11 protein-coding genes, 2 tRNA genes and 1 pseudogene are annotated in these 12177 nt (G+C 43.5%); 5 read left to right on the plus strand and 9 right to left on the minus strand.

The window, feature by feature from the left end:
• Nucleotides 1–338: 338 nt before the first annotated feature.
• On the plus strand, nucleotides 339–515 hold the full coding sequence (locus IPP67_04300; GenBank protein ID MBL0338397.1) for a hypothetical protein: 177 nt from the start codon (nucleotides 339–341) through the stop codon (nucleotides 513–515).
• Nucleotides 516–660: 145 nt separating this feature from the next.
• Here IPP67_04300 and IPP67_04305 read toward each other — a convergent pair.
• Together IPP67_04305 and hppD are read right to left on the minus strand one after the other, a co-directional pair.
• A tRNA-Leu gene (locus IPP67_04305) sits at nucleotides 661–745 on the minus strand.
• Between the two features lie 113 nt (nucleotides 746–858).
• Nucleotides 859–1947: a 4-hydroxyphenylpyruvate dioxygenase gene (hppD, locus tag IPP67_04310; protein MBL0338398.1), complete on the minus strand. Its 1089-nt coding sequence runs from the start codon at nucleotides 1945–1947 to the stop codon at nucleotides 859–861.
• Nucleotides 1948–2376: 429 nt separating this feature from the next.
• Between hppD and IPP67_04315 the strand changes: the two genes are divergently transcribed.
• Both IPP67_04315 and apaG read left to right on the plus strand, forming a co-directional pair.
• Entirely contained in the window at nucleotides 2377–3195 is an 819-nt protein-coding gene (locus IPP67_04315) for an OmpA family protein (GenBank protein ID MBL0338399.1), read from the plus strand.
• A gap of 96 nt (nucleotides 3196–3291) precedes the next feature.
• A complete protein-coding gene (gene apaG / locus IPP67_04320; protein MBL0338400.1) occupies nucleotides 3292–3687 on the plus strand; it encodes a Co2+/Mg2+ efflux protein ApaG in 396 nt (131 codons plus the stop codon).
• A gap of 141 nt (nucleotides 3688–3828) precedes the next feature.
• On the opposite strand, the pseudogene IPP67_04325 reads toward apaG, so the two are convergent.
• Nucleotides 3829–4519 (minus strand): annotated as a pseudogene (locus tag IPP67_04325) (winged helix-turn-helix transcriptional regulator).
• 81 nt (nucleotides 4520–4600) lie between these two features.
• On the opposite strand from IPP67_04325, the gene IPP67_04330 reads away from it, so the two are divergent.
• Nucleotides 4601–4948: an antibiotic biosynthesis monooxygenase gene (locus IPP67_04330; GenBank protein MBL0338401.1), complete on the plus strand. Its 348-nt coding sequence runs from the start codon at nucleotides 4601–4603 to the stop codon at nucleotides 4946–4948.
• Nucleotides 4949–5068: 120 nt separating this feature from the next.
• Here the strand turns inward: IPP67_04330 and IPP67_04335 are convergent, their stop codons facing one another.
• Nucleotides 5069–5578, minus strand: coding sequence for a hypothetical protein (locus IPP67_04335; GenBank protein ID MBL0338402.1), 510 nt, complete (start codon nucleotides 5576–5578; stop codon nucleotides 5069–5071).
• Nucleotides 5579–5980: 402 nt separating this feature from the next.
• Between IPP67_04335 and IPP67_04340 the strand changes: the two genes are divergently transcribed.
• Nucleotides 5981–6403 carry a hypothetical protein gene (locus IPP67_04340; protein ID MBL0338403.1) on the plus strand — a complete coding sequence of 141 codons (423 nt, stop codon included), beginning with the start codon at nucleotides 5981–5983 and terminating at the stop codon, nucleotides 6401–6403.
• A gap of 211 nt (nucleotides 6404–6614) precedes the next feature.
• Here IPP67_04340 and IPP67_04345 read toward each other — a convergent pair whose 3' ends face one another.
• The 5 genes from IPP67_04345 to IPP67_04365 form a co-directional block, all read right to left on the minus strand.
• A complete protein-coding gene (locus IPP67_04345) occupies nucleotides 6615–6962 on the minus strand; it encodes a ferredoxin family protein (protein ID MBL0338404.1) in 348 nt (115 codons plus the stop codon).
• A 72-nt stretch (nucleotides 6963–7034) separates the two neighbouring features.
• Nucleotides 7035–7109 (minus strand) — tRNA-Thr (locus IPP67_04350).
• 125 nt (nucleotides 7110–7234) lie between these two features.
• Nucleotides 7235–8119 (minus strand): hypothetical protein, encoded by an 885-nt coding sequence (locus tag IPP67_04355; GenBank protein MBL0338405.1) that lies wholly within the window; start codon nucleotides 8117–8119, stop codon nucleotides 7235–7237.
• Between the two features lie 218 nt (nucleotides 8120–8337).
• Entirely contained in the window at nucleotides 8338–8484 is a 147-nt protein-coding gene (locus IPP67_04360; GenBank protein ID MBL0338406.1) for a hypothetical protein, read from the minus strand.
• Between the two features lie 142 nt (nucleotides 8485–8626).
• The gene (locus IPP67_04365; protein MBL0338407.1) at nucleotides 8627–12121 is read right to left on the minus strand and encodes an indolepyruvate ferredoxin oxidoreductase family protein; all 3495 of its coding nucleotides are present in this window, start codon (nucleotides 12119–12121) and stop codon (nucleotides 8627–8629) included.
• Nucleotides 12122–12177 lie beyond the last annotated feature (56 nt).

The raw sequence follows: 12177 nt of genomic DNA on the forward strand, positions 1-12177 counted from the left end.
ACATGTTTATAAGCCATTTTATCCACCCTATTATTATTCTACAATGATTTATTTAGACATATTTTATTTATTAATAATATGTTTAAACAAATTATAATGCAATATAAAAGCGTGTATTATTAGCTTGCGCGGAATTTATTAAGAAAAGGTTGCAGGTTTTAAGGGATAGGAAAACGCCGGGGTGGCGGATATTGACAAATTCAAACGAATTGATAGACGATGAACATGTAGGATAAGTATGAATTTTTAGAACATTGCAGCAAAAATAATCCCGCCAGTTTGATGCTAGCTGGATTAGCCTTAATCTCAGTCATACTATCAAATGAACAACCAGCGCGATGAGCGCGGTTGTCATGATAGGGGATCAGGATTGTTTCAGTTCCAACCATATCACCCCCAAGCTAGCTTGCCTGAGCATTGGCGGGGCCAATCAACCTGCCAGCTTGAATATTTCCATTTTTTCAGGTTGCAGCAAAATATTTCATGCTCATTTGCAAGGGCTGACTTCAGTGTAACCAGTTTGATCAGCTGGAGATTGGGTAATATTTCCCAATCACCCTAATAAAGTGGGCGGTTAGATATTTGTAGAGCAGATTGAATAGTTCAGCAGGGGATTAAAAGGTAGGAGGCAAAATATGCGGTTAGAAGGTATTTTTAAACTGGTGCCCCTTGCCGGACTCGAACCAGCACGTCTCTCAACTCCTGATTTTGAGTCAGGCGCGTCTACCAATTCCGCCAAAGGGGCTGGATATCCTTTTATGTAACCATAAAAGATCCAATCGTCAACCAAAAATGTTGAGAAAAAATTGATTGGGGTAAATAATACCTGTTCTACCCCGATCAACTTTTTTATCTTTTCTATTTCGCTTTTAATACACCGCGGCGTACTTGGTCTTGCTCCATTGACTCAAATAGGGCTCGGAAATTGCCTTCCCCAAACCCTTCATCCCCTTTGCGCTGGATAATTTCAAAGAAAATCGGCCCGATAACGGTTTCGGTAAAAATTTGCAGAAGTAATCCCCCGTTTGGCGAGCCATCAACCAACAACGCATTCTTTTGTAGTCGCGGTACATCTTCCCCGTGGTTGGGGAGCCTTTTTTCGAGCATGTCATAATAGGTAGCCGGCGGGGCCGCTAAAAACTTCAGGTTGCGCTTCCGCAGGCTTTCAACGGTTTGATAAATGTCATCGGTTGCTAAGGCAATATGTTGAATCCCTTCACCCTTATAAATCTTCAAATATTCCTCAATTTGGCTTTTATCATCTGAACTTTCGTTGATGGGAATGCGGATTTTACCACAGGGGCTGGTCATGGCTTTTGACTTCAGGCCCGTTAATTTACCTTCAATGTCGAAATAGCGGATTTCGCGGAAATTGAATAAATGCTGATAAAATTCAGCCCATTTATCCATATTACCACGATAAACATTATGAGTTAGGTGGTCGACATAATTTAAACCCATGGAAGGTGTCTTGGCAGGTGTGGGGGTAATGGGCACGAAAACTTGATCATAAATATTGCCTTTTTTACCGTACCGGTCGACCAAATACAAATAACTGCCACCAATCCCTTCAATGACAGGCACGTTTTCCAGGATGCCGCTGTTGGGTTGGACAGTTTTGGCCCCCAGTTTTACGGCGCGCTGATAGGCGCGATTGGCATCTTTTACCCGAAAAGCGATTGCTGAACAGCAGGCCCCATGGTTTTGGGCAAATTTCTTAGATGAGCTGTTAGGCTCATTGTTTAATAGGAAATTAATATCTCCCTGCCGATATAAAAGGATGTTTTTGGAACGGTGACGTCCAACTAAGCTAAACCCCAGTTTCTCAAATAAAGTACTCAGCGCTTTACCGTCATCGGGTGCGGCATATTCAACAAATTCAAAGCCATCAGTGCCAGCGGGATTGAGGGGGTCAATGTCAAAAGTGGTGGTTGGCGTTGGGTGCATTTTTCAGATTCTTTCCTTTAAAAAGCAATGAATTCCTGGATATAGTCGATTTTGTTCGAAATATTTAAAACAAAAAATCAGCAATCATCTTAGGTTTTGGTAGAGGGAACAACATCAGCTTATTTCTAAAATACGATTTTAAGGTAAGCAGCTTCCTTTGTAAAAACAATCATAAAAAAATTTGCAAAAAGAAATAAAACCCTTTTTGCTTGTGACATTTTAGCATCATATGCTTGATAATTGATGGAATACCTAACAAAGGTCTTTGACAATACGTGCTGAAATTCGTATATCAATAATTGCTACTTGTCTGTCTTAGTGGGTATTGCCAAGTAAAAAATTAAATGTTTATTAATCTGGGTTAGATTATGATGATAGTGTGTCTAAATCAGGTGAACTAGAACTGAATAATGGAAGAAAGAGGATAAAATGAATCAACTTAAGTTATTTACCGTTATTGCCACGGCAGGCATGTTGGCCGGTTGTGCGACCAATATCGATCAAATGCGAACTGTAAAACCAAGTGGCGGCAGTTCTTTTACCACAGCTTTGGTGGAAGAATATCGCCAATTAACCCTTTTGGAAGCAGATTATGAACGCGATTGGGTTGATGCCAATAATTATGCCCGTAGAGGTTTAGCGTCTGCGCGCGGTCAGCTGGTACAACCAGAAGAGCTGAAGAATTGGCATTTGCCTGCGGATAAAGTCAACGAATTGACTCAAGCTCGTGCTCGGTTGGTCAGTGTTTTAAATGGCGGCGCTCGTGAACGCTTGCCAAAAGTGGCTGCCACCGCCCAAGCTCGCTTCGATTGTTGGGTTGAGCAACAGGAAGAAAATTTCCAACCAAAAGATATCGCTGCTTGCCGCGATGGCTTCTACCGCGCGATGGAAGCGTTGGGTGGAAAGATGGTTCCGCAGCCAGTTGGTAATGTGATTTACTTCCAATTCAACAGCGCAGATTTAACACAGGCTGCTCAAGCTGTGGTTCAAAAATTTGCTGCACAAATTAAGCAAGGCAATGTGAAGAATGTGACGGTGGTCGGACATACTGACTTAAGTGGTCCCGCTTCTTACAACATGACTTTATCATTACGCCGTGCGGATACCGTTCGTAGCGCCTTAATCAGTGCTGGTGTCGCTGCTGAGCAAATTACGACCTCTGGTCGTGGGGAAGAGCAACCTGCCGTCCCAACAGATGATGGTGTTGCCGATCGCCGTAACCGTCGTGCAGAAATCTTAATGCAATAAGACGCATTATTCTATTCGTAGGTTGCTAAAAGTTTAAGGGCGCCGGGGTTTTACCTTCGGTGCCCTTAATTTTCGTTGATAGGTGAGATAAGATAGATGTATGTCAAAACCACAAAAGCTATCCGAATTACGGCCCGCCCTATATTTCTTGAGGATAAATCAGTACCAGAAGAAATGAAATTTTTCTGGGCTTATCAGATCACGATCAAAAACACTGGCAAAGAGACCGTCTGCTTAAAAAGCCGTTATTGGCAAATCACGGATTCATTCGGGCGGGTATTAGAAGTAAAAGGGGAAGGGGTCGTAGGCCTTCAACCTGTTTTAAAGCCCGGGGAAATGTTTGAATACACGAGCGGCACACCGTTGTCTGCCCCTTCAGGGGTTATGGTTGGCAAATATGAAATGGAAACCCTGTCCTCCGGCCAAGTATTTTGGACAGATATTCCCCCATTCTCCCTTGATAGCCCCCATCAGTTAAAGTTACTGCATTAAAAAAGTGCCGTAAGAAGAGCCCCATTCGTTTTAAGCCCGTCGATGCCAGAGCTTTATATTTGAGTAATAAAGATTGGGTTGAGCTAAAATGCAAGCTAGCGCCACCCACCAGCAAAAACCTATGGGTCATTAATGGTTTTTTTATGGGGGTTGTTTCAGGGTAATCCCAAAATACTTCAATAATTCCTGATGGCCTTTATCGGTTATCAGGATGACACGTGTGTGCTTGTTCTTGACCCAGCCAAAGATTGAGCATCCGTTGGGCCAGGGCTGCCCCTAAAGCGCCAGCAAGATGTTCTTTCCGCTCACTCCAATCAAGGCAGGGATAGGCGAATTGGCGTCGGTTTTTTCTTAACTCATCAAGATCAATGCCAAAAGATCGGAACCAGTATTCCCCTGGGGGGGTCACTGAAATTTTTTGACCTGACACACATAATTGGTTCTGGGTCATTAAAGCTTCCATCATTCCTAAGCCCAGTTTACCCGCCAGATAGTCATAACAAAACCGGGCTATTTGGATAGGGGGGATGGGTTTGGCATTTAAGTCTGTTACAGGCGGGACAGCCATTCCCATCAGGGTTTCAATTAATTGCGCAACTTTGGGGGATGCTAGGCGAAAATACTTGTGCCTACCGTGAATGGTAACCGCAATTAATTGATCTTCTAAAAGCCTTCGTAAGTGGGAAGTTGCCGTACTAGGTTCTATCTGCACGCCGCAAGCAAGTTCTTTGGCGGTTAAAGCGCGCCCCTCCATTAAAAGGGTTAACATGCGGATGCGGGTTGGATCGCCTATTGTTCGCACCAGGCTATCCATATTAGGTTCAACATTCATCATTCGATGTTAACCAAACTGTTACGGTTATTTGGATCGAATCGTCCGACCTAGAACTTTAACATAGGGGAATATGAAACAATGATTGCCGTGATATTTGAAGTGTGGGTGAAGCCGGAATACCAACAAGGTTATCTTGATATGGCGGCGGCTTTAAGAAAAGAACTTGACCGCATAGAAGGATTTATTTCCATTGAACGATTCCAAAGTTTTGTGGAAACAGGTAAAATTTTATCCTTGTCTTTTTGGCGTGATGAAAAGGCTATCCAAGATTGGCGAACACTCGAAACCCACCGGGCTGCACAGTACCTTGGCCGGGCAAAATTTTTCAAGGATTACCGGTTAAGGATTGCGGCTGTTGTCCGGGATTATGGAATGAACAACCGTGCACAAGCACCTTTGGATAGCCGACATATCCACCACGGATAGTTTATGGCTGGATTCTGCTAGTTTCATGGAAATTAAAATTCAGCAATTTTCAGACATCAAACACTCTGATCAGAAAGGAAAAAGCTGCCTATTCTTATGAAAACCGGTGGTACGAGCAGACTATCTTTTGCCTGATACAGAAAACAGCAAGCGATCTCTGGAATATTGCAGCAAATCACGGGCCATTTGTTGGGAATCGGCGGGGAAAAAACCACTTATTTTTGCTCCGTCGAATTCCTTTAAGATCTTTTCTGCAATTTCCAATGCTCGTTGCCGTTGCTGTATAAGGGCCGAGGAAACATTCGCATCGTAGAGAAGGCGATCCGTGCCTTGTAAAAACGCATTGAGTTCTGCCGGTGTTTTAAAATAATAATAATTCAGGTGATTGTCCAAACCAAAAGCTTTTACATAGGCAGATGGAAGTGTTGGAACAACATTATGTACCCGGAAGCCATTGGAAAGATGCTTATCAGCGGATTCCCTTAAAATAAAATCTGGGCTGGGCTGGGCTGGTTCCTGTGTGGGGCCATCAGCCTTTGCTAAATTGCTGCTTGCGATAGCTACTAGAATCAAGGAAAAAGCAATCGAAGCAACCATGCCACGAGACAAAAGCAATAAATAACTAGACATATGCTTAACCATTAGAAACCTTCCATAAAGTTGCACAAAAACAGCAGCATCTATGTTGATAGTCTTCATGTAGGATAATGTACCTGCATTTGCTGGAAAAAACAATACCCTTGAAACCACTAGATTAGGTAGCATTTACTAATGCCAGCAGCTGATCTTTAAATGTTTGGCCAGGAAATATTTGGCTAGTGGGTAAAGAAAAAGTTACGGGACAATCGAATGTTTTTTCCATAGCCAGATAAAATTTTTGGCGATTTTAGGCACAGTTTTAACCCTTCCTCATTATTTAGCCGTATCAAGGAGTGCATGAAAATTGAAAGGGGATTATATCACCTTGAGGTTATGCATGAAACGTGATAGGAAGGGGGGGATGATATATTTGTGCTCGAAAGGAAAATGATCTTGGGAAAAAGCGGTTTCTTGTCTTTTATAAATGGCGTCCTATTATTGCTTGTCGCTGGGTGTGGGCCGGTTTATCAAACGACCTACGAATTAAGGCCTCCGGAAAATTATCAAGGGCGGGTTTGCTCCAACCAATGTTCCCAAACCCAACAATTCTGTCAACAAAACTGTTCATCTCAAATCCAAATGTGTGAATATAACGAGAGATTGCGATCAGAAAATGAATATTATGGTTATGTAGAACAACAACGGGCTGCCAACAAAAAAGTTGTTCTGACGCCCGAAAGTTTTTATGATTCATTCCGTTGTTCAAGGTCAACCGAGACTTGCCAAGCGCAATGTGAATCCTCCTATCGTTCTTGCTTTGCCGGGTGTGGTGGAACCGTAATCCCTCATACCCAGTGTGTAGCGGATTGTGAGTAAAAATAAACGGGTATAAAACAAATGGCTTCTCTTCTAAGGCTGGGTTTTACCAAAAACCCGGCCTTGTTTTTTATGGGGAGTGGGGGTTAGCAATTATCTGCCAGATGGGCAGGAATTATGCAGGAAAATTCAACGCCTAAATAGATTTATCCCGATGCTAGCCGCGGGCGACTATCTAAAATACCAGAACTGAAAACTGAAAGGGGAAATATTATTTTTTAGGGGCCGGTTTCGCAGGCCTTGCCGAGAAATGCGTTTCAAACTTATTAGGGATTTTTTTGTATTCCTCAGCATCCAAAGGAGCAATGCCTTTTTTCGTTATATTAGGCCAGTTTGGGGCGTATTCGCGGTTTATATTTAGCCATTTTTCTGTTCCCGGCTCGGTGTCGGGCAAAATAGCTTCCGCAGGGCATTCTGGTTCACATACACCGCAATCAATACATTCATCGGGGTTAATCACTAGCATATTTTCCCCTTCGTAAAAGCAATCAACCGGACACACTTCCACGCAATCCATAAATTTGCAACGGATACAAGCTTCTGTCACAACATACGCCACTGCAACCTCCCTATAACTGGCGTTTACGTAACGCTCAACCATTAGATAAAATTAATAGAAGTTCCAAAATGCTGGTGCCGTCAGACAGGATCGAACTGTCGACCTCACCCTTACCAAGGGTGTGCTCTACCACTGAGCTACGACGGCAATATTTCTAAACCATGCCCATTTTTTTTGAAAACCGCAAGCATTAAGAAAAAGACTTTCCCATAATTTTAAAAAAAACAGACAAAAAACAATAAGGGCTTTATTCTTCATGCGATAGCAAAGCCTTATGAATTGGTTGACTGTTCTTCCGTCAGGGTTTCTGGTTGTTGTTCGGCCATACCCCCTAAGGAAACCAGATGTTTATGGACCAGTCCTATAAAGGCAGTCAGTAAATGCGTTAAAAACCAAAATAACAAGGTTATCAATGGCAACATGACTAATACAATGCCAAGATAAAGGCTTGAATTTAGATTCCTAGAAAATAAATAGTTAATTGGTGTATCTAGGCCCACAAAAGCAACAATTAAAGGTTTTACCAAAAACCAAATGACATCTGACCCATAATCAGCCAGATAAATAAGGGGAATAAGTACCATCAAAAAGCTGATGATAAGCGATAATGTATGTCCTTTGGTATAAGCAAAAGATTCTTTAAAGGATAAACATTTCCCGTTCACGGCCAAATTTGTTAAAACCAGCCCAAAGCGCACGGCCAGAAAAATCAGAGGGAGAATAAGAAGGATGCGGACAATAGAAGCCCACACGGGCGAATAAATAACCAAGTTCGTAAATAAACCAGGCAACAGGAAGGCTAGCATCACGCCCATCATCAAAAGGCCGTATTTTATGTTGGCGCCGTTGATGAACGAAACGAAAAAATTCCTTTCCGGAATTTCCCCATTGACAATCCATTTTTGAAGGGCAATCAAAAACGGGGCGGCTACAAAAAAGCCCGTACCCAACCAAAGCCTGACCAAGATATCTGCCAAGACTAAATCGAAACTGGCATAAAAGATATTAAAAAAGATAAAACCTAAAATATAATAGCCCAACAAAGTAAAAAACGAATAAGCCAGTAAACGGGAGTGAGCAAATAAACTGCCCAGCCCCTTTGTATAAGTTTGTTGAACAGTTTGTAATACAGGCAATTGATTGGTCTGACCCAACATGATATCATCCTATTCTATTATAAAGATCTTATCTTTTTAGGCTGTAGCAGTTTATTCAACCACCATGTCCTCATCATACTAAGTATCCATTACCCAGTATTTTATCAAACGTCAACCTATCATCATTGTTTTATTTGCAGGGCAATTTTTTCAGCAACACTTTTCCTGCTGATAAGCACTTATTTTCCAAGCCAGTCATGGATGGGCGGACAGTTAAATTAGGTAATGCCAGCCTTTTCAAACGCCCGTCCTAGCCTTTTCATTAACGGGCGAATCTCTTCATCAGTCATCCTCGCATATCCGAATACAAACCCCGGTTGTTTGGGTTGTTGATAATAATATTGATCTGAAGGTGTTAACGTCATTCCCTCTTTTTCAGAGATTATCACCCGATCGTTGATTCCAACTTTATTGATCAAGAAATGTCAAATTTTTTGGAGTCAAGGCAATAACTTTTTTGCTACTCTCCAAATGACTTTGTTGTAAAGAACATGAGTTCCGCCGATTTTAAGCAGCGATCTTGCTCATTTTAGGTTTTTCTTGAAAAGCAACCCACAATTCTTGGCGACGCTGATCGGCTATTTTCAAATGTTTTTCCTTGATATGGCCATATCCCCGTATCTGTTCAGGGATTGACGCCAGTTCAACCGCAAGTGAAAGGTTGTCTGAATGTAGTTTTGCGAGTATTTGCAAGACCAATTGCTGGTATTCGCGCACTAAACGACGCTCCACCTGGCGTTCATGGGTATAGCCGAAAATATCCAAAGGTGTGCCGCGCAAAAAGCGGAATTTTGCTAATAAATTGAACGCTTTCATCATCCATGGGCCAAAAGCGCTTTTTTTCAAAAAACCTGTTTCTGGGTCACGACGAGCAAAAAGCGGCGGTGCTAGATTAAACTCAATTTTGTAAGAACCTTCAAACTGGCTGGCTATCGAACGCTTGAAATCGCCATTGGTATAAAGCCTAGCCACCTCATATTCATCTTTATAGGCCATCAGCTTAAAATAATATTTTGCAACAGCGGCTGTTAAAGCAAATGAACCAGATATTTGCGCTGTTTCCACTTTTTTCACTTGGTCAACCAGCTTCAGGTATTTTTGGGCATAAGCGGCGTTTTGATAAGATGTTAAAAAATCTGTCCGCTTCTTGATCATCTCATCTAATGAGGGTGAAGATGATGAGGTTTTATCTAAGTCCCGTTTTTGGGGTTGATGATCTGGCATAAATTTTTCGAGATTGATGGCGGCTTCCCGGCCAATTCGCAAAGCTTTGAGGTTTTCTTCAATCCCCACCTCGTTTAACATGATCGCTTTCTCAATGGCTTCAACAGATAAGGGGATAAGGCCTTTTTGCAAGGCATAGCCAACCATGAGCAAATTGGTGGCGATGGAATCACCAACCAATTGCAAGGCCAATTTGGTTGCGTCAAAAAACTTTGTTGCTTCAGCGCCAATGACATCTTCAATGGCCTTTTCCAGGGTTTTTTCCGGGAATACCATGTCCGGTTTCCTGGTAAATTCGCCGGTCATGGTTGCATGGGTGTTAATAATGGCTTGGCTGAACCTAGGCTTTAGTTTCATTAAAGCACCATGGCTGGCAGCCACCACTATATCACATCCCAGTAAAAGATTAGCAGAACCGGTGGCAATCCTTGCCGAATAAATATCTTCCGGCTTACCCGCAATCTGAATATGGCTGAAAACCGCCCCGCCCTTTTGCGATAAACCCGTCATATCTAAAACGGAACAGCCTTTCCCTTCCAAATGAGCGGCCATCCCAAGCAACGCGCCGATCGTGACAACCCCGGTGCCACCAACGCCGGTGACTAGGATATTATAGGGTTGCGTCAAGTCTGGTAGGGCGGGGGTAGGCAAAATGGTGGGGGTTAAGGTGATTTTAGCAATCTCAGGTTTTTTTAACTGGCCGCCCTTGATGGTGACAAAGCTTGGGCAGAAACCTTTGACACAGGAATAATCTTTATTGCAGGTCGATTGATCAATGGCCCGTTTCCGGCCGAATTCGGTTTCTACCGGGACAATGGATAAGCAGTTGGATTGCACGCCGCAATCGCCGCAACCTTCACAAACCGCTTCATTAATGACTAATCTTTTGGGGGGATCAACCATCAGTCCCCGTTTGCGCCGCCGCCTTTTTTCAGCCGCACAAGTTTGGTCATAGACAATAACGGTGGTGCCAAGAATTTTTTGGAATTCTTTTTGGATTTTATCCAAATCATCGCGGTGATGCACCGTGACATCGGTCGTGACTAAGCCTGAGGTTGGGTATTTCTCAGGTTCATCGCTGGCAATGGCGATGCGTTTCACGCCTTCTGCCTGCAATTGCTTAACCAAGGATAATACATCTAACTGCCCGTCAACCGGCTGGCCACCGGTCATGGCCACTGCATCATTATAAAGGATTTTAAAAGTAATATTAACATTGGCCGCCAATGTCGCCCGGATTGCTAATAAACCGGAATGGAAGTAAGTCCCATCGCCCAAATTTTGAAAGATGTGTTCCGTTTTACAAAAAGGGGCTTGGCCAATCCAGGTTGTTCCTTCGCCGCCCATTTGGGTAAAAGTGTCGTTGCCCCGATCCATCCACAAGGCCATAATATGACAGCCGATGCCGCCGTAAGCTCTGCTTCCCTCCGGCACTTTCGTGGAGGTATTATGGGGGCAGCCCGAACAAAAATAAGGCAAGCGTTTCATAGCGGGCTGATATTTAGACAGGCTTTCGGTTTTCTGCTTCAGCATCAGGAGGCGATTTGTGATCATCTCATTACTGTAAAACGGCTTCAGGCGTGCCGCAATCACTTGGCTGATCTGATCGGCGTTTAATTCATTGGTAGGGGGTAACAGCCACCGGTTCTGTTCATCTGTTTTCCCATAAATCCTGGGACGATGGTCTGCGGGGACATGATACAAATATTCTTTTAGTTGGTTTTCCAGAAGCGGCCGTTTTTCCTCAACCACCAGGATTTCTTCAAACCCTTTTGCAAAACGCAATGCGCCCTCATTTTCTAAGGGCCAGGTCATAGTCACTTTATAAAGGCCAATGCCAATATTGGCGGCTAATTTTTCATCAATTCCCAAATCTTTAAAAGCTTGCCGGACGTCCAGGTAAGATTTGCCGCAAGTCATGATTCCTAAACGTTTTTTCTGCGGCAACCAAATGGTTTGATCGAGATTATTGGCCCGGGCATACGCCATAGCGGCCGGTAATTTATAGCGGTGCAGTAATTCTTCCTGATACAGCGCGCTAGCGGTTACAAGGGGGGAATCTGGGCTGCGGATATTAACGCCTTCCGGCGGCAAAATCATATCGGTTGGGGTCTTGATCACCACGCGGTGGGGGTCGACATAGACAGATGCGGAACAATCCACCGTTTCCGCAATGGTTTTAAACGCAACCCAACAGCCGGAATAGCGTGATAACGCCCATCCATGGATACCTAAATCTAAAAATTCCTGTACACTGGAGGGGTTGAAAATCGGGATCCCTAAATCCACAAAGGTCAATTCAGACTGATTGGCGGTGGTTGAGGATTTGCTGCCATGGTCATCACCTGCCAGAAGCAACACTCCCCCATGTTTTGAACTGCCTGCTAAATGGCCATGACGCAGGGCATCACAAGAGCGGTCGATGCCTGGGCCTTTCGAATACCACATGGCAAAAGCGCCATCATATTTGTGATCCCCAAATAATTGGGTTTGTTGGCTGCCCCAAACAGCGGTTGCCGCCAAATCTTCATTAATCCCAGGTTGAAAATAAATATGATGGGATTTTAAAAACTTACGCGCCCGCCACAAAGCCAGGTCAACACCTCCTAAGGGTGATCCCCGATAACCGCTGACAAAACAACCGGTGTTTAACCCCGCCTTTTCATCACGCCTGCGTTGCATCATAGGTAAACGAACCAAAGCTTGGGTGCCCGTTAAATATACCCGGCCGGTTTCTAAAGAATATTTATCATCCAGTAAAACTTTTGCCAATGCCATGGCCTATGCCTTTCAAGTGGGTCTAACCCGATTTTATTCTTGCCGACCATATCTCA

The sequence above is a fragment of the Rhodospirillaceae bacterium genome, assembly GCA_016722635.1.
Taxonomy (GTDB): Bacteria; Pseudomonadota; Alphaproteobacteria; order JAEUKQ01; family JAEUKQ01; genus JAEUKQ01.